Source organism: Shewanella atlantica (genome assembly GCF_003966265.1).
Lineage (GTDB): Bacteria > Pseudomonadota > Gammaproteobacteria > Enterobacterales > Shewanellaceae > Shewanella > Shewanella atlantica.
This window is the reverse complement of sequence record NZ_RXNV01000001.1, coordinates 190,546-209,801: the sequence shown is the minus strand read 5'-3', so window position 1 is coordinate 209,801 and position 19,256 is coordinate 190,546. Positions and strand designations below refer to the sequence as shown.

Annotated in this window: 12 protein-coding genes; 8 read left to right on the top strand and 4 right to left on the bottom strand. The window is 44.8% G+C overall.

Annotated elements, in window-relative coordinates:
- Nucleotides 1-119: 119 nt before the first annotated feature.
- Nucleotides 120-4,409, bottom strand: a complete 4,290-nt coding sequence (locus tag EKG39_RS00815) for an EAL domain-containing protein (protein WP_425470107.1) — start codon at nt 4,407-4,409, stop codon at nt 120-122.
- Nucleotides 4,410-4,884: 475 nt separating this feature from the next.
- Entirely contained in the window at nt 4,885-7,611 is a 2,727-nt protein-coding gene (locus EKG39_RS00810; RefSeq protein WP_246028408.1) for an insulinase family protein, read from the bottom strand.
- Between the two features lie 289 nt (nt 7,612-7,900).
- Here EKG39_RS00810 and sixA point away from each other — a divergent pair, with 289 nt between their 5' ends.
- On the top strand, nt 7,901-8,371 hold the full coding sequence (gene sixA / locus EKG39_RS00805) for a phosphohistidine phosphatase SixA (protein ID WP_126504683.1): 471 nt from the start codon (nt 7,901-7,903) through the stop codon (nt 8,369-8,371).
- A gap of 680 nt (nt 8,372-9,051) precedes the next feature.
- On the opposite strand, the gene smrB is transcribed toward sixA, so the two are convergent.
- Nucleotides 9,052-9,582, bottom strand: coding sequence for an endonuclease SmrB (smrB, locus tag EKG39_RS00800; RefSeq protein WP_126503317.1), 531 nt, complete (start codon nt 9,580-9,582; stop codon nt 9,052-9,054).
- Nucleotides 9,583-9,760: 178 nt separating this feature from the next.
- Between smrB and prmB the strand changes: the two genes are divergently transcribed.
- The 6 genes from prmB (at nt 9,761) to EKG39_RS00770 (ending at nt 15,440) form a co-directional block, all read left to right on the top strand.
- Nucleotides 9,761-10,705, top strand: a complete 945-nt coding sequence (prmB, locus tag EKG39_RS00795; RefSeq protein WP_126503316.1) for a 50S ribosomal protein L3 N(5)-glutamine methyltransferase — start codon at nt 9,761-9,763, stop codon at nt 10,703-10,705.
- Nucleotides 10,706-10,962: 257 nt separating this feature from the next.
- Entirely contained in the window at nt 10,963-12,057 is a 1,095-nt protein-coding gene (gene aroC / locus EKG39_RS00790) for a chorismate synthase (RefSeq protein ID WP_126503314.1), read from the top strand.
- A 157-nt stretch (nt 12,058-12,214) separates the two neighbouring features.
- On the top strand, nt 12,215-13,369 hold the full coding sequence (locus tag EKG39_RS00785; protein WP_126503312.1) for an MFS transporter: 1,155 nt from the start codon (nt 12,215-12,217) through the stop codon (nt 13,367-13,369).
- A 71-nt stretch (nt 13,370-13,440) separates the two neighbouring features.
- On the top strand, nt 13,441-14,565 hold the full coding sequence (locus tag EKG39_RS00780; protein WP_126503310.1) for an ATP-NAD kinase family protein: 1,125 nt from the start codon (nt 13,441-13,443) through the stop codon (nt 14,563-14,565).
- A gap of 64 nt (nt 14,566-14,629) precedes the next feature.
- On the top strand, nt 14,630-14,899 hold the full coding sequence (locus EKG39_RS00775) for a YfcL family protein (RefSeq protein WP_126503308.1): 270 nt from the start codon (nt 14,630-14,632) through the stop codon (nt 14,897-14,899).
- 16 nt (nt 14,900-14,915) lie between these two features.
- Nucleotides 14,916-15,440: an RNA methyltransferase gene (locus EKG39_RS00770; RefSeq protein ID WP_126503306.1), complete on the top strand. Its 525-nt coding sequence runs from the start codon at nt 14,916-14,918 to the stop codon at nt 15,438-15,440.
- Between the two features lie 98 nt (nt 15,441-15,538).
- Here the strand turns inward: EKG39_RS00770 and mnmC1 are convergent, their stop codons facing one another.
- Nucleotides 15,539-17,617 carry an FAD-dependent 5-carboxymethylaminomethyl-2-thiouridine(34) oxidoreductase MnmC1 gene (gene mnmC1 / locus EKG39_RS00765; protein WP_246028385.1) on the bottom strand — a complete coding sequence of 693 codons (2,079 nt, stop codon included), beginning with the start codon at nt 17,615-17,617 and terminating at the stop codon, nt 15,539-15,541.
- Between the two features lie 170 nt (nt 17,618-17,787).
- On the opposite strand from mnmC1, the gene fabB reads away from it, so the two are divergent.
- The gene (fabB, locus tag EKG39_RS00760) at nt 17,788-18,999 is read left to right on the top strand and encodes a beta-ketoacyl-ACP synthase I (RefSeq protein ID WP_126503302.1); all 1,212 of its coding nucleotides are present in this window, start codon (nt 17,788-17,790) and stop codon (nt 18,997-18,999) included.
- Nucleotides 19,000-19,256 lie beyond the last annotated feature (257 nt).

Here is a 19,256-nt window from a genome sequence, read left to right as displayed (position 1 = left end):
GCATCCACGTGATGTACCAAGTTAGTAGGTATGTCATTTTTTTTGACACTTGAGAGAGATGTTGCAGTTGTTATGCCAGTTTTTGTTTCCTTCGCGTTTTTTGCTGATTAAATGTTGGTTTATACTGCTTTCGAGCTCTTCTGTATTAAGTCAGGCTCGATAAATTCTTTGTGTAACAGCGTGGTAAACTGGGATTCAGTTACAGCTTTGCTGAATATAAACCCTTGTATCTCCTCACATTTCAGTGCTTTTAATATGCTTAGCTGTGAAGCGTCTTCGACCCCCTCACCGACAACCGACAGCCCCATGTTGTGTGCGATGGTGATGATCGAATCGACCATCTTTAAGTCTCTGTCTGATTTGTCGATATCATCGACAAAGGCTTTATCTATCTTCAGCGTATGGATGGGGAAGCGTTTAAGGTAAGAGAGTGAAGAGTAACCTGTACCAAAATCATCTAAGGCTAGGCTGACTCCCATCTTAGCGAGCTGCTGCATCACCTTAATAGCCTTTTCCGGCTGTTTTATGACGGTCCCTTCGGTAATTTCCAGCTCTAAATTGGCTGCGGGCAGCTGAGTTAGACGTAAAATTGACTCTATTCGCTGTTGAAGGTCGGGAAGAGCGAACTGATATGAAGATAAATTGACGGCAACGCGTCCATCGAAGATTCCTTGACTCCGCCATTTTTGTGCCGCAAAGCAGGCTTTCCTCATCACTAAGTCACCAATTTCAACGATTAAACCATTCTCTTCGGCCAGAGGAATGAAGTCACTAGGTGGGATAAGTCCTTGCTCCGGATGGTTTAGGCGCACTAATGCCTCCATGCCTGCCATTTTTCCGGACTTAAGGTCAATTTTGGGCTGGTAATAGACTTCAAACAAATCATCACGCAAGCCTTCACGGATCAGGTTTTCAACTTCTAGCTGTCGAATGGCGTTACGGTTCAGTGATTCTGAATAGAATTGATAGCGATTACCTCCGCCAGACTTGGCGTGGTACATGGCAATATCGGCCTTACGCAGCAAGGCTTGCTCATTTTGATCGTCTTCAGGATAAAGTACGATGCCTATACTTAAGCCTACAACTACCTTGTCAGAGGTTAGTTCAAACGGGCTTACAAAAGCATCGATAACCTTGTTGGCGATAACTGCGCTGGAGCCGATATCCGGGTTATTATCGACTAAGATGGCAAACTCATCTCCGCCCAAGCGATAGATACTCGTATGGTAGGGGACGGTATCTTCGATTCGTTTAGCCACTTTAATTAGCAGTTCATCACCGACCTGGTGGCCTAAGGAGTCATTGATCTTCTTGAAATTATCTAAGTCCAGCACCATCAATGTATGGTGAGTATCACGCTTGACTAGGTTGCCTAAGGTCACCATAAGGCTGGAGCGATTGGGCAAGTTAGTCAACAAGTCGTTATTGGTCAGCTTTCTCAGCTCCTCCTCTTGCTGTTTACGCCTGGAAATATCAGAGAAGACACCGACATAATGGGATAGTTGGCCTAGCTCATCATAGATAGCATCGACTGTTAGCTCCATCAAAAAGCTGCTGCCATCACCTTTTGCCGATTCAACTTCATTACTCCAACTTCCCTGTTGATGAAGAATAGAGCGGATCTGATCTGAATAACTTTCGGGGTAGCGATCGAAGTTAAGCTGTTTACCGATAAATTGATCTCTCGATGTCATAGACAGTTCACAGCAGGCCTCGTTGACCTCAACAAAAAAGAAGTTGCTATCAAGGATGAACATACCTTCGGATATGTTGGCTATTGCTCGCTCGAATAACCTGAGTTGCTCCTCGGCATGCTTAAAGTTATTAATATTCTTAATCGTTCCCGTCATTCGAACTGCATTGTCTTTCTCATCGCGTTCGACAATTTTGGCTCTATCTAAGATCCATACCCACTCATCGGATTTGCCTTTTACCCGGTAGGCGGCTTCGAAATGATCGGTTTTGCCGTAAAAATGGTTATTCAGTGCACTGCTGACGCGTTCCTGATCCATAGGGTGGATATTACTCTCTTCACCATTTTCGCCTGAGCGTTGTCCGTCTCTCGGGAATTCGAGTGAGCCCCAGATGTTAGAGCGGTATATCTGACCGGTTTCAATATCCCAGTCCCACATTTCGTCGCCGCTGCCCCACAATGACAACTTTAGTCGCTCTTCTGATTTGACTATCTGATTTTGAACTTCACGACGGCGGAGCACTGCCTTAACTATCGCACCTGTGATAATCAAAGTTAACATGAAATAGATAAACTTAGCCTGTGAGGATAACCACCAAGGTGGAGTTATTAAGACATTTAAATGTTTAATTTCGCCAGGTTTTCCCCGTAAAGGATCTGTAGCATAGACGTTGAAGGTGTATTCACCAGGAGATAGGTTAGTATATGTAGCAGTATTTATGCCTTTAGCAGCAATCCAAGAGTCGGATAGTCCTTCCATTTGGTAGAAAAACTCTAATTCGTTTTCCGCTTTTCCAGGAGAGCCAAACTTAAATGTAAAAGGGTAGTCTGAATATTTGAGTGAAATTTCATCGGAGATAGAAATTGGCTGTTTCAAAACTCCATCATTTACTATTCTTGGAATATTGAATATTAGTAAATCTTCGATAGTTACTTTAGGTGGAATAATGCTGTGAATAAAACGTTCAACTCTTGCTGTATTCAATAAACTTATTCCATTTATGCCACCTAGAATAAAGTTTTCATTCCAAAATAATGCCGATTGAGTATTGTATTCCTCTTGGCTTCCTGAAGAGTAGTCTAGAACGGAAAGTTTGTTATTTTGAATGTATATTACTTCGTTTAGCGATGAGGCTGCAATTTTATCTTCGAATGTTGAAATGGAAAATATTGCTTTGTTATTAGTGTATACAGTCTTTATTTCTTTGTTTTTTTTGTTAAGTGATAACAATGACTTTCTTGTTCCAAATAGAACTTTAGAGTTGTAGTTGTTAACGCTAAACACCATATCTTCTGCGTATATGTTTGTCACCTGCCCATCTCTGAGTTGGAACAATCCTCCCTGACTTGATACATAGACAGCACTCTCAGATATTGATATATCAAATATTGGGTTTCCATTATCAATTAATTTTAAGCTCGAAGCTGATTTTGTTTCTGGAGTTATTGTTGATATATAACCATCGATGGTGCCACCTATTATGGTATTGTTATATTTGTTTAATCTTAGAATAGAAAATTTATCAGAGCTGATTTTTTCTGTGGCACCAGTTTGTAAGTTAATCGTAATTAAACCATCAGTGCTACCCACATATAGATATCCATCGAATGTCAGGATGGATTTGGCACCCACAATGCCACTATCATACTTTTTTATGATATTCAGCTTCTTATTATAAACAGAAATCAAGTTTGAGCCGCTTGCAATAGTAAGAAGATTTTGATTTTCTTCATTAAGTGACCACACGTTGTGCTGCTCTAATGAGTGGTGTTGAATGAGATTTGACCTATTTCTTACTTGGATTAGCCCCATATTTGTTGATATGTACAGACTGTCAATACCTACTGAGATTAATGGTTTTTCTAGTATGTAGTCATCATTTTTTAATTTGCCTAAACTTTTAGGAGTGAAATCACTTCCTAATTCAAACACCTCTTTATTTTTAATTCCGTATAGGGTGTTGTCAGATGAAAATAAACTGTCGTAGTTTGTTTTTGTTACCTCAGTTAAAACTCCATTTGATGATTTAAAAATCCCATCTGTTGAATTTATGAGGGTTTCGTTTTTATTTTTTAAAATGTTCGTCGAGTGGTTACTTAATACTCTGGCTTTGTCACTGTATTCAATAACTCTTCCATTGTAATTTCGTATTATATAAGCGTCATTATTAGTTATGACGCTCTTTATTCCATCAAAGTACTCATGTGTTATGGGCGCTGAAGTTGATTTTTTATCGCTATAAAAAATTATTATTTCTTTGTCGGTCCCAATGACAATATCATTGTCATTATTTGAAATTGACCAAATCGGAAGGGTGTTTATTAATGAGTCTTTTATCAAAGGCTTGAATTTATCTTGTGATTTATCTAAAAAAACAAGCCCTTTATCTGTACCTACAAGTAAGTTTCCAGATTTATCTATAGTTAAGCTTCTAATGAAAGAACTGGGTAAACCGCTTTTTCTTTCATCATTTGCAAAGTAATGCTTGAATCTGGAACCGTCAAATCGATTTAAGCCATTAACGGTACCTATCCATACGTAACCGTCTTTATCTTCAACAATAGAGGTAACAGTGCTCTGGGATAACCCTTCTGGAACACCATAGTATTCAGCATTAAGTAGGATAGACACCTGTTGGGTTTCAGTTGTAGGCTCCACCGCTTGTACCTGACCAAAAATGCAGAGGGTCAGTAGGAGAGTGATGATCATTTTCATAAGAGAGTTAGGCATCTTTTTTAGTTGGATTATTAGCCTGTAATGCATAGGCAACAGATGTTTAACCTCACTTTTTCAGAAAGTGAACAGTTTGTCAAAACTTGAAGGCTATTTGGCAGCGGATAATTATTACTATTTCCGTTTTACCCTCAGATATTGTTCTGAAACTATCCCTTATACCTCGTAAAATTGAGGCGTGAAGTCATATTTTTAGTGCTTTTGACTGATTTCCTTGCCCCTTTGATAATCTTATATTTTATATGCCTTTTATTCCGGTACAAAGACTTATGTTAAGGGCTCTTGCTAAGGGCCTTGTTGATGCCATCGGACATCATGATTGACTGCATGGTAGAGAGGATAAGCAGTGCTTGCTGATAGACACTGCTTATCCATTTCACTTAAATCAATAGCTGCTTACTTAACTGTTACTGTTACTGTTACTGTTACTGTTACTGTTCACTTTATATAGGTTCGGTTAATAACTAAACTTGTCAGCATTTAGCTTAAAAGTACGTAGATCTGTGATCATATTATCTGAGGTTAAGGGTTCCTGGTTTCCGTGACTTTCGCCAGTTGTGAACAAAAGGAGCCTGTCGCAGTGCTTAGTTCGCATCTTTTTCATCATAAATTTGATTAAGTCAGATCGAGTTAATTTAGCAACCTCTTTGACGACAATTTCCCTTTGGGTAAATTGATAGTCTTTGTTACCTATGCTTGACCAATACCTCTGTCCGCGAGTCTTTAGGTTAGGATCATGTTCCATAACTTGGTTGATCAGTCCTTGCTTGGTCACTTCCCATTGCTCGTTGGTTATCTGCATTACGGCATAGTTAAAATCTGCAATGAATTCGTCAATAGCTTCTAAAAGCTGTCTTGGACCTTTTGTTGGTGACTGAATATAGAAGATCATGCCCGGGTATCTGTTTAGCGGTAGATACCCTGTACCCACCATGTAACCCAGCTGCTTCTTTGTGCGCAGTTCATGGAAGAAGGTCGAGGACATGGTGTGGTTTAACAAACTGAACAGAGCCATCTGATCTGCAGAAGCGGCATCGGCCTGATAGTAGACTATGATGCTACTGTCCTGATGGGAGACATCCAGTTCACGCATCATAGTCCCGTGACCCGCCAGGTTAACCAGCTCACGCTCTGATTCTCTGCTCGGAGAGGAGACAAGGGATAGAACGTGATCTAAGCGCTTACCTAAAGATTGAGCTTCACTTTCCAGCCAATCACCATAAACCAAGCCTTCGAGATGGATCTTTCCGTAGAAGCTTCTGACATGTTCGTGCAACTCCTCTAGTGTGATCCCCTCCAGCTCTTCTGCCATGCGTGATGGTTCATAACTGCGTTTCTGTAAGGTAACCGTGAGGCTGGTAAATATTTGAGAGATAGGTTTTGCTCTCGTCTGGTTATACCAACTCCTTAAAATTTGTCGTTTAATCAGATTAAACCGACCTTGAGTGAAATTTCGTTCCCTGGCTTTTTCAATCAGAAGGGCGAGTAGCACCTCTTGTTTGCCGGTAAAACCGGTGAGGTGCAGTGTGATCCCGCCCTGGTGTGGATAAATATTATAGCTGAGCCCGGCAACTTCGGCTTGATAGGTAAATTCGGTTAGGTAGTCGAGCAGCATCTCGACATACAGGCGTGTTAACGCTGCATTTCTAGGTGAAGAAGCAGCCTGCACTGAATCGAGTGATAGATATAAGTGTCCCTTAGGCACGTTGAATTCATCATCTTTTCTATGCCAGATTCGGTAACCCTTTTCCTGAGCGACGATAACGGGGACGCTACTTTGACTTTTATCGGCTCTGGGAATTGAGTCTTCGATAATAAACGGGTTGGCGTCAGGCAATTTTAGCTCAGGCCTTATCGGGAGATGACTCCAGTGTTTTATCTTCTCCGGGTTGATGGGCTTTATCTGGTAAGGAGTGTGGTACCAGGCTGCCTGACGTTCGGTATCAAGTTCTGAAGAGATAAGTTGAACGCGCAGGTTCGATGGTGTCATCATATTTAACAAGCTTAGAGTCTGTGGAGCGTTGAGACTCTCCATCTTGTAATCACCGAAAAGAAGGTCTTCAACATCGTAATGGTGCATATTGATGCTGAGGTGGCTGGCCAGATCCAGCGTTTTAATCTGTTCCTGATACTTAAATGCCAGCTTTAACAGGTTGGCCCGCTCCTTATAGCGCCACTCCTGCATCCCTTGTGTTTTGATAAGTTCAATATATTCAAAGGCGCATTCAATAACTGTATCCAGGTTAGCGACCCCTTTCTCTGTGAGTTGAATGCTGATGTTATAATCTTTGAAATTGTAGCCGTTGACCCCACCGCCAGCTGATAAATTCACAGCTAAATCATTATCTTTAAGGTAAGAGAGTAAGCTGCCATTGCCTTCGTAACCCAGCAGGTGACTGATAAAGGTCAAAGGTTTGTGCTTATAGAAAGGATCGATAGCGGGCAGGCTAAAGGTCAAGGCGACCCTTTTTTGTTCCTTAATTGGAATTATATTTATTTGTGACTCTAGTTGCTCGGCTTGATATATGGGGACTTCAGGGTGCGCTTTTATGAGGTGATGATTCTCAATGTCGCTAAAGTAGGTATTCGCCAATGTCTCTAAGTCGGCCAGAGAAGATGGCGCAACGAGACATAGAGTCATCAAGTTAGCACTGTAATGAGACTGATAAAAGTTGATTAACTCTTCTCTTAAGATCGATTCATCCCCACCTAAGGTCTCTAAATTTCCTACTGAAAATTTTGAAAAAGGGTGAGCTGGGTTGACGGTCTCTTTCTGTACCTGATACGTGCGGCGAATATCATCTTTGAGTTTCAGGCTGAATTCGGACTCGATGGCATGACGTTCACGATCGACTAGCTCCTTGCTAAACAGAGGAGAGATAAAAAATTGGCTAAAGCGATCGAGTGACTCTTCGAATACATCTGAATTAATACAAAAGAAGAAGTTAGTTTGCTCTGTTCCCGTCCATGCGTTATTGCTGCCGCCATGTTGATTTATAAAGGCGTGGTATTCGCCGGACTGTGGGAACTTTTCCGTACCCAGAAAAAGCATGTGCTCGAGAAAGTGTGCCATTCCTGGCCTGGAGACGGGGTCATCAAAGTGGCCGACATTTACAGCCATAGATGCGGCAGCCTGGCTGGCTTGCCCATCTTCGACTAATAAAACAGATAAACCATTTTTCATCACCAGGTACTGATATCGGCGATGATCATTAGGGCTTTTTATAATTTGCAAAGATTCTGGCAACTAGACGCTCCGACTATGTTAGCGATTACTATTTCACTCACGAGAAAGGTTATTCTTATACCAAAATTCTCGTTATAGATATTATATATTGGTCTCCTTATCTGGCTTTGGCAAATAACTCTTCGTCTATTCGACTAATTAATAACTTCTTTTTGGTTTGTCCTAACTGTGTTTAAGGCTACAATTGGCGTATAAAGAGATAAGAAAAATGAGTAGCGAGAGTAGTATGCAGCTATTTTTAATGCGACATGGTGAAGCTAGTTATCTTGCTCATTCAGACAGAGAGCGGGTACTTACTGAGACCGGGCGTTACCACACCTCACTGATGAGTAACTGGTTGGCGAGAACTGTGGTGGAGTTCGACCTGGTGTTGGTTAGCCCCTATTTAAGAGCTCAACAGAGCTGGCAGGAAGTCAGTAAACACTTTCCTGAACCCAGGAAGTGGCTAGTGCTTGATGAGTTAGTTCCCTCAGGCGATCCAAGTACTGCGGCCGATCTCACTTTAGCTTATGCCGAGCAGTATAAGGCTGATAAAGTGTTAGTGATTGCTCACATGCCGCTGCTGGGTTATATGGTCAGCGAGTTAGTGGCGGGAACAGAACCGCCTCTGTTTGCGACGTCAGGTATTACCTTAATCGATAAGCATGCTGAGCAGGCTTCATTAGTTTGGCAACATAATCCGCACACAGTCAGTTAGTCTTGAGCTACGAGCTACGCGTGATGTAGGAGCGGCTTTAGCCGCGAATGTTTTGGCGCTACGAGCTATGAGTTTCCTTTGTCATCCCGGCCGAGCTTTAGCCGGGATCTGACCTCCATGGATGGAGGAAATGCCTGAACTGGTATGGAACCAGTTGGGTAGACCTCCATGGTCTTAAACGTTCCCTACGCTTCAAAGACATTTCCCATGTCCCTATGGGTCAGTGGAGGAAATGCCTGAACTGGTATGGAATCAGTTGGGTAGACCTCCATGGTCTTAAGCGTTCCCTACGCTTCAAAGACATTTCCCATGTCCCTATGGGTCAGTGGAGGAAATGCCTGAACTGGTATGGAACCAGTTGGGTAGACCTCCATGGTCTTAAACGTTCCCTACGCTTCAAAGACATTTCCCATATCCCTATGGGTCAGTGGAGGAAATGCCTGAACTGGTATGGAACCCGTTGGGTAGACCTCCATGGTCTTAAGCGTTCCCTACGCTTCAAAGACATTTCCCATGTCCCTATGGGTCAGTAGAGGAAACGTCAAATGGTGTATGCAATATCATCGACCAGAGATTAACTACTTAGCCTTTACTCAAACTGGATTTTGAAACAAGTTCAGAATGACGAAAAATAGAAATTTTCATTTATAATGTCTCAGCTCTTACTTGAGCGAGATTTTCTACCTTCTGTAAGGCACATCGCCGATATCAATAAGTACCAAAAGCGCCGCATCGCCACCCCATTCTTTAGGGGCTTTATGAAAGGCCATCACATGAGGGTGTTGGGCTAACCACATGGGAATATTTTGCTTCAGGATTCCTGTGCCATGTCCATGCATCACGCAGCAGCAATGGCATTGTTGTCTTATGCATGCCTGGATCAATGCTGCCAGCTCAAGCTTGGCTTCTGATTGGCGCATACCATGAAGATCGAGTAACAGATCCGGCTGATAATCGCCTCGGCGTAACCGTTTTACCTCAAAGCTGTCTACATCATCTCGACTCCAGCGCATGGCGCCTTCATCGGGAAGGTGAGGTTGGTAAGTATCTGAAAAATAACTGTCTGCATGCAGCTTTTGCTCTTTATCTTCTATCTGTTTTTTATCTTTTGAAGGCACACGAAAATGACGTTTATCCTGCTTTAAGGGTTTGATCCCTTCAGTTAACGTCGAAAACAGCTCTTGATCTTCGGTGTTATTTTTCTTCTTCATATCTCAATTTACTGGTCTGGAGTGTCGATTTGAACGTCGTAGCTGTGCTTGATTAAGCAACGATTCGTAACTAACTAAGATTCAAATCATAGTGATTCTCCCTCTATTTTATTGAATCCGATGCCATATGAATAGAGTTCAGTTACAATGAGGCGGAATTATCATGCTGGAGTGAGTTTTGGATAAGATTTTTGTAGATGAAGCTGTGACTGAACTGCGTACTATTGGTGACATGCTGCGCTGGGCTGTGAGTCGTTTTAACGATGCCAATATTTATTATGGTCATGGAACCGATAATGCGTGGGATGAAGCGATTGCGCTGGTCTTTCATGCCCTACATTTGCCTGAAGAGATTGGGCAGCAAGTTATACATTCAAACCTTACCAGCTCAGAAAAGCATAAGATTGTAGAGCTAATCATTCGCCGAGTCCGTGAACGTTTACCCGTCCCTTACCTGACTAACAAAGCTATGTTCGCAGGACTGGAGTTCTACGTCGATGAGCGCGTTCTGGTTCCTCGTTCTCCTATTGCAGAGATGATAGCGAACCGTTTCAGCCCTTGGTTATATAATAAGCCGGTAAACCGCGTACTCGATCTGTGCACGGGCAGTGCATGTATCGCTATCGCCTGTGCTTATGAGTTTGACGAGGCTGAGGTCGACGCATTAGATATTAGTACCGATGCCCTTGAGGTTGCTCAAATAAACGTAGAATCTTTAGGGGTGATGGACAGAGTCTTCCCAATGGAATCTGATATTTTCTCTGCGATACCTAAGGGACCTCATTATGACCTTATCGTATCGAACCCACCCTATGTGGACGCCGAAGATATCGGTGATATGCCCGATGAGTTCCATCATGAGCCGGAGCTAGGTTTAGCTTCTGGCAGAGATGGATTGGATCTGACAAAACGGATTTTGGCTAATGCCAGCGACTATTTGACCGAAGAGGGGTTACTGGTGGTTGAAGTTGGTAATTCTATGGTGCACCTCATCGAGCAATTCCCTGACGTTCCCTTCACTTGGGTAAGCTTCGAACATGGCGGAGACGGTGTGTTTGTGTTGACTCGTGATCAGCTAATTGAAAATGAATCACTTTTCGCCATCTATAAAGATAGTGAATAATACCCAGCCTTATAGAATGAGTTCGTAAAACAGGTCTCATAAAAAGGCGATGATTCAGCGGCAGCTAGATGCGCCTTGAATTAAGCACGCTAAATAGCCCGGATATTTATACCAATGGGTATATTAACGGTGATAAAAAAAGCTAACGCATAAGTTAGCTTTTTTTATATCTGTAATTCCAGTCTCATATGGGCTAATCTCGGATGGTGTATTAAATTTAGAGTATTTTCATAACTAGCTAAAGGTGAAGAAAGCGGATGTCCGGAAACAGTATTGGTCAGAATTTTGTGGTAACAACATTTGGTGAAAGCCACGGAAAAGCATTAGGGTGCATAATTGATGGATGCCCTCCCGGACTCGAGCTCAATGAGGCCGATATGCAGCACGATCTTGACCGTCGACGTCCTGGAACTTCACGTTATACGACCGCAAGGCGCGAGCCGGACGAAGTACGTGTACTCTCGGGTATTTTCGAGGGTAAAACCACAGGCACCTCTATCGGCTTAATGATCGAAAATACCGATCAGCGCAGCAAAGACTATTCGAATATTAAGGATCTCTTCCGTCCGGGACACGCCGATTATACCTATCAGCAAAAGTATGGCCTTCGTGATTATCGAGGAGGCGGACGTTCATCGGCTCGTGAAACTGCGATGCGTGTGGCTGCCGGCGCTGTGGCAAAGAAATATCTCAAACAAGTTCACGGCATCGAGATAAATGGCTACCTGTCTCAATTAGGCCCGATAAAGGCTGAGACTATCGATTTTACTCAGATTGAACAAAATGCCTTCTTCTTTCCGGATGCATCAAAATTAGATGCCCTCGATGAATATATGCGCGACCTCAAGAAAAGTGGCGATTCTATCGGAGCGAAAGTCAGTGTGGTCGCAACGGGTGTTCCCGTTGGGCTGGGCGAGCCTGTTTTCGATAGGCTCGACGCCGAAATTGCTCATGCCTTGATGGGGATTAATGCCGTAAAGGGTGTCGAGATTGGTGATGGTTTCGAAGTCGTCAATCAAAAGGGGTCTGAGCACAGAGATCTGATGTCACCTGAAGGTTTTGCATCTAACCATGCCGGCGGAATTCTAGGTGGAATATCTTCAGGTCAGCCTATTGTTGCCCACATTGCGATGAAGCCAACCTCGAGTATCAGTATTCCGGGTGAAAGTATGACAGCTCAAGGCGATGTCGCCGAAGTTGTGACTAAAGGCCGCCACGATCCTTGCGTTGGTATACGCGCGGTACCTATCGCCGAGGCCATGCTGGCGATTGTATTAATGGATCATCTTCTGAGACACAGAGCGCAGAATATGGACGTAAATAGTCAGACTCCGGCGATAGGCATGCGCTAACTCTGTTTGAGTTCATCTGCTCTATTATATTAAGAGTAATTCTTTAGATTAAAGGCGCATTTTGCGCCTTTTTTATACATAAATGTTTTTGATAAAGCTTAACGTTTATCGCTTTGGGCAGTAAAATACTGTCGCCCCTACATTTAGAATAAGATCAATGAATCAGTCATCTCAAGTTAGCGTGCAGTTGCGTTGGATCAGCGCCTGTTATTTCTTCTTTTTTGCCATTCTCGGCGTAATGGTGCCATACCTTGGTGTCTTCTTTGAGAACCGTGGTTTTAATCCTCAGGAGATAGGCTTCTTGCTGGCTATCTTAATGGCCACTCGTATCATAGCGCCGAATATTTGGGCCATGGTGGCGGATAAAACGGGCATGCGTTCTCAGCTGGTCAAGTGGGGGGCCGCAGCCGCAGCCGTCAGTTATTTGAGTTTTTTTCATGATGGCAGTTTTACCTACTTAGCCATCAGCCTCAGCATTTACACTTTTTTCTGGAACGCCATTTTAGCCCAGCTTGAGGTGATAACGCTGGAAACCTTAGGCGAGAACACCGCGCGTTATGGCTCCATTCGCAGCTTTGGCAGCTTAGGTTACCTGGTGTTTGTTGTCAGTGTCGGTTTTGCTATCAGCCTATGGGGAACCGAGATTTTACCTTATATAGGTATGCTGCTGTTTGTTGGCTTACTGATAAGCGCCTTACCTCTGCCGTCAGACAGGGTGGTGGTAAAACATCGGGCCGAAAAGCCAAAACTGAAAATTGATCGTGCCATATTCTGGTTTCTTGTATCCGCCGTCTTGTTACAGATGAGTGCCGGACCCTTTTATGGCTTCTTCGTACTCTATCTGAAGCAGTCCGGTTATAGCGAGGCTATCGCGGGGATCTATGTCGCGTTCGGTGTGTTGGCCGAAATTCTCATGTTTATGCTGGCACCCAGATTACTGGGGCGTTTCGGGGTAAACAGACTATTGATCATCAGCCTAGGCTTCACCGGCGTTCGTTGGTTATTGATGGCATATTGCGTCGATAACTTTCTATTGCTGGGTGTGAGTCAGCTCTTGCATGCGTTTACGTTTGGCTTAGTCCATGCTGCCTCCATTCAATTTGTGCATGGATACTTCGATATCAGCCATCGCAGTAAAGGTCAGGCGCTGTATGCCAGCTTAAGCTTTGGTGTCGGTGGGGCCATGGGGACCTGGCTCTGTGGTATGATCTGGGGCGATGGCAGTGGTGCTTCATTGGCCTGGGTTGCTGCGGCGGTTTGTGCATTCCTCGCCATGCTGGCAATCTTTCTTATCCCCCAAAAGAAACATTAAATCATGTTGCACGTGAGAAGAGGTCGCTGAAACTGAGTGCGAGCTATTAAATATTTGTACAAGGATAAGTCATGACAAGTCGGTTTCGTTTAGGTTTGATAATTAACCCTTTAGCAGGTCTGGGTGGTAGCGTTGCGCTTAAAGGCAGCGACGGTGTTGCTAAAGAGGCGCTGGCTAAGGGAGCCAAGCCTAAGGCTCATCTGCGTATGCAGCAGGCCCTTGAGGTGATTTTACCTTACCGGGATAAGGTTGAAATTATCACAGCCTCGGGTCCGATGGGCGAAGCCTTAGCGCTGGAGATGGGCTTTGATGTTCGAGTCGTGCATGAGGTGGGTGATGAAACTCAGGCTGAAGATACACAGTCCGTGGTTAAGGTCTTACTCGACGAAACATTAGATCTTCTCCTATTTGCCGGTGGCGATGGGACGGCGCGTGATGTGTTTGCTGTAGCTCATGACAATATGCCTGTGCTCGGTGTGCCAGCCGGTGTCAAAATCCATTCGGGTGTCTATGGCATCACTCCTCATGCGTCGGGTATGGTGGTTAAGATGTTGCTTGAAGGCGAGCTTGTGAGCCTGATGGATGCCGATGTGATGGATATCGACGAGGTTGCTTTTCGTGAAGGGAAGGTTAAGGCGCGCCGCTTTGGTGAAATGCTGGTGCCTGCCGAGCCCAGATATATACAGGCTGTTAAGATGGGAGGCATCGAGAGTAATGAACTCGTGCTTGCCGATATAGCTGCCGAAGTGATAGAGAGCATGGATGAGGAGCTTTTTATCATGGGATCTGGCAGCACGGTCGCAGCGGTGATGGGCGAACTTAATTTGGATAATACCTTGCTGGGCGTCGATCTTGTTCAATCTTATCAGCTTCAGGGTTCAGATCTTACAGCTGCGCAACTCATTGAAATGACAGATGAGTTACCGACTAAGTTAGTGATCACTCTTATCGGTGGCCAGGGGCATATCCTGGGAAGAGGCAATCAACAGTTGTCACCGCAATTGATTAAACGGATTGGAAAAGACAATATTATTATTCTGGCTACAAAAACTAAGCTAAAAGCACTTGAAGGTCGGCCATTAATTGTGGATAGTGGCGACCCTGAATTGGATCGGGAGTTATGTGGCTACTATCGGGTTATCACAGGCTACCATGATTATGTGATGTACCAGGTCGCGAATCCGGATTTAGATTGAGTCGCAACTGACCAAAGAACAAATTTGTTTCAAATCAAAATTACACTAAATGAGTGGAGTGGGTATGTTAGAGAAGTATGAGCTGGCGACAGAAAATTGGATCTCAAGCATCGTTGAGCAGGGTGATGATGATGCACTTTTTGCCAGCGGTTATCTTCAGGGACATTTTGCGGTTGTCTTGTCTCAGTTGGAAGTTGAAGACGATCAGGGTTTCGATGCCCTTAATGAAAAGATGCAAGCCTGTCTGGTCCTGGCCAGAGAAGAGTTAGATGACAGAGATTATTCACTGGTAGAAGATGCCTGGTCAGAGCTAAGTAAAGTCATCAGGACTTAATCGTTTGAGTAGTAAAATGAAACAAAGTTATGTCAGTATCGGTTTAGTTAACCCCAAGAGTCCGACCAATGTAGGTGGGATCATGCGTGCTGCGGGTTGTTACCGTGTCGATTCCGTATTCTTCACCGGTAAACGTTACCCATTGGCCGCGAGCAATGGTAATGCGCAATATAATACCGATACTAAAGGTGCGAGCCAGCAGATCTCATTGACGGGAGTTGAGTCCCTTGTAGACGCTTGCCATGACGACGTAAAGATTATTTGTGTCGATCTGGTTGAAGGCGCGATCCCTCTTCCTGATTTTGAACATCCCGATAAGGCTATCTATGTCTTCGGACCCGAGGATGGCACCATTAGTCAGCAGGTGATCAATAAAGCCGACGCCGTCGTTTACGTGCCAACCGTCGGCTGCATGAATCTAGCCGCATCGGTCAATGTCTTGCTGTATGACAGACTAGCTAAGTCGACTCAAACCATAGCCAATGACGACCTGATCAGAGAGAGCCGTGATACTAATAATCGAGTCAGAGTTAGGAAATAAGAGCTAGGAAGTAAGAGTTAAGAAATAAGACTTGAGATATAAAGAAAACCCGGCAAATTTGCCGGGTTTTTTATGGTTCATAGAGAAACCCGATGAGATCAGAGCGCTTTGCCTTTAATCAGCTTCCTCATCCAAAAACGGTTAGGGTTAAGCATTTCAAGCATAGAGATGCTCAGTGGTATTATCTCACCACATAGTTGTGCCGCCAGCGCCTCTGCTGCCAAGGGGCCTGATGTGATACCCCTTGAACCTAATCCTCCGAGAATAAATAAGCCCTTATGCGTCGGAGCGGGCGTCTCCTTCCAGAACTTAATGCTCGCCTTGGTATGTTGATGTTGTTCATATTGGGCTTGTATCACGTCGGTATCGGGGGCACACCCCATCATAGGCGCATGATCCCGGGTTACCATACGCACGCCGACTCGGGCACTGTGCCCGGTAATATCCACATCTTCGGTCCAGGGCTTATCGACATAGCTATGCTTGATTTTATGCAGGTTTTCCACTTGCTCTGTCGCGCTGTAATCGAGGCTCTTCGGATTTTTTACGTAGCTGGCACCGGTACAGTGGAAGTTATTACTGCCCGGGGTCAGATAACCGTGGGAGCAAAGCACCGTGCTCAATTTAGTCAGCTCGTTTCGTGACGGGATATGGCTGACCTGTCCGCGAAATCCGGTAGCGGGGAGCTTTTCGCTCTGCTTAAACTGGGTGAGTCCCTGGCCATTGGCCAGTACCAGATTGGCAAAGGGACCAATTTCAAGCTCTTCTGAACCTTCTGGCGTCTCACTATCTGCAGAGCAAGTGTGCTTAACATTAACGCGCTTGTACAGGTACCAGAGTCCCTCTTTTTGCTCGATGCGTGTAATGTCGGCGTTAAATTCTACGGTAACATCGCTGAGCCGAGCCGCCTTATCGAATGCGGCTTGGGTAAATTCGTGAGGACATATCCAGCCACCCAGCGGGTAAAAGATCCCTGCTTTATCGATATCGATTCCCGCCATTTGTGTGGCCGAGGCAGCATCTATGGGGTAAGCCATCTTCTCATTCCAGGCTTGCCCGTTAATAATCTTGTCCAGACGAGCACTGCTGCGGATATCGAAACCGGTCTGCAGTACGCCGCAAAAATCATATGAGACATTAAACTTATCATCGACCAGCTCCTGCAGGCGGCGGCGACTAAACAGGTACCCCTGCTGAAAGTAGTGACTCAGATGACCGTTGTCTGGCGTAAGAAGTGGGTAGACGGCGCCTTGTTTGTTACCGGACGCCTGCTGAGCAAAGTTGGCGTCGCTACAAAAAATTCGTACCTTTTTATTTCGCTGAGCAAGCGAGAGCGCCAGATGTGTGCTGGCAACGCCGCCGCCGATAATGGCTATTACACCTTCACCGTCACCGTCACTATTATTTGCCGCGGTAACAGGGCAGTACTGAAGTTGGTCTGATTGAGCATGCCTTAGCGCCCGCCGCTCTTGCAGTGGGATAGCATCACGCCTTTTATTTTGACACTCACTGTCAGCTTGCTGCTTAGCCTCTGCTACTGTTTGTTGCTTGACCTCAGCTAAGAGCCGTAGGCCGACGCTTTGTACCTGAGCCGTCATCTGTCTGGTGTTTTTTCTATCGGAAGCGGTGAAGGAGACCGTTGCCTCATCGCGACTTATTTTGGCTATCTGCCAGAACATCGCCTCATTAAGAGTGCTGGCTCTAACCTTATCTGTGATGTTCCAATGGGTGATTAGTGACGAATCATTTGTCCCATGAACTGTGTCTGCTATCGCTAAGATGCTCTTAAGCTGACCGAGAGTGTCTCCTAAGTAAATATCAACTATGAATCGGCCATCATCGAGGATCAGTCGCTGACATCCCTCGATTGCAAGGATATCCATTCGGATCAGGGTCGATAACATGGCTCCTTGGCCTACACCAGACTCAGGTGTTGAATCTTGAGAGGCGAGAGCACCCAGTTGTCGGTTGAAATCGGCCAATGCATCGAAGTTCTCTTCGAAAATTTTCAGATTTACGGCTCTTGAAGGAAGAGTTTTTCGTGAATATTGCCATAATAAGAGCAGCAGCTTAGGAGAAGCTAAGCCTAATTGACCTAACGTGAGTGTCTGGCTGGCATCGTTTTTTGCGGGTAAAAGGGTGAAAATTGAGGATAAATGACCAGTCAACTTACTCATTTGCATATTTTCTTCACGTTCTTCAGTCAATGAATTTACTCTATGTCTCATATTAGGCATTATTTTACCCGTCTTTATGGAAAGCTGACCACTTAATTGCATTAAAAGCGATATTATAGCGGCAGCAAATTGGTACTAGACGTACTAAATGTACAAAATGGATAGGAATAATGAAAAGAGTCGTGATCACCGGACTTGGCGTAGTTTCAAGTATTGGTAACAACAAGCAAGAAGTCACTGAGTCACTAAAAGCTGGCCGCAGTGGTATTACTCATTCAGATCAGTTTGAGGAAATGAAGCTTCGCAGCCATGTCTGGGGCGACATCAAACTGGATCCTAAAGAACATATTGACCGTAAGGCACTGCGCTTTATGGGTAATGCGGCGGCTTATGCCTATATCGCTATGGCTGAAGCCATCGAAGATGCCGGCTTAACCGAAGAGCAGTACTCAGATCCTCGTGTTGGCATTATCGCCGGTACAGGTGGCGCGTCATCGGCTAATCAGGTACAAGCTGCCGATACGCTGCGTGAAAAGGGTGTTAAACGCGTAGGTCCTTATATCGTGCCGCGTATCATGTCGAGCACATCGAGTGCTTGCTTAGCCACACCGTTTAAAATCAAGGGTATGAACTACTCAATCAGTTCAGCCTGTGCAACCAGTGCTCACTGTATCGGCCATGCGGTCGAGCTTATCCAGATGGGTAAGCAGGATATGGTCTTTGCCGGTGGTTCTGAAGAGGTCGATTGGACCCTGACTATGGGCTTCGATGCCATGGGCGCATTGTCGACTAAGTACAATGACACACCTGAAAAGGCGTCACGTACTTATGATGCGGACCGTGATGGTTTCGTTATCTCTGGTGGCGGCGGAATCGTTGTCGTCGAAGAGCTTGAGCATGCCCTGGCACGTGGTGCTAAAATTTACGCCGAAGTTGTTGGTTATGGCGCATCATCAGATGGCTATGACATGGTTGCTCCATCGGGTGAAGGTGCTGTGCGCTGTATGCAGATGGCGCTAGCCGATGTCGACACGCCGGTTGATTACATCAACACTCATGGTACATCGACTCCTGTTGGTGATATGCGTGAGCTTGAAGCGCTGCGTGAAACCTTCGGTGATAACCTGCCGGCTATCGCATCGACTAAGTCTCTGACTGGTCACGCATTAGGTGCTGCAGGAGCGCATGAGGCTATCTATAGCCTGATCATGATGGAGAATAACTTCATCGCACCTAGCATCAACATCGATAACCTTGATGAGAAAGCCGAAGGTATGCCAGTTGTGACTGAATACCGTGAAGCTGACCTGAACACTGTGATGAGCAACAGTTTTGGTTTCGGTGGCACCAACGCCACTCTGGTCATGAAAAAGTACAAGTAATTTGTATTTAAGAGTTGTGCAAAGTGGTTAGCCGCTGATGCGGCGTAGAGAGGGAGCTTAGGCTCCCTTTTTTGTGTCTGGAACACTTATGTCTATTTTGCATGGATAGCTCCAAATTGACTTTGTGTCTGGAACACTTATGTCTATTTTGCATGGATAGCTAAAAATTGACTTTGTGTCTGGCCTTCTTGTAATAAACAGTTATGTCCCCTCTCGTAGAAAGAGTCTAGGGATGGGGATAAATTGACTTTGTGTCT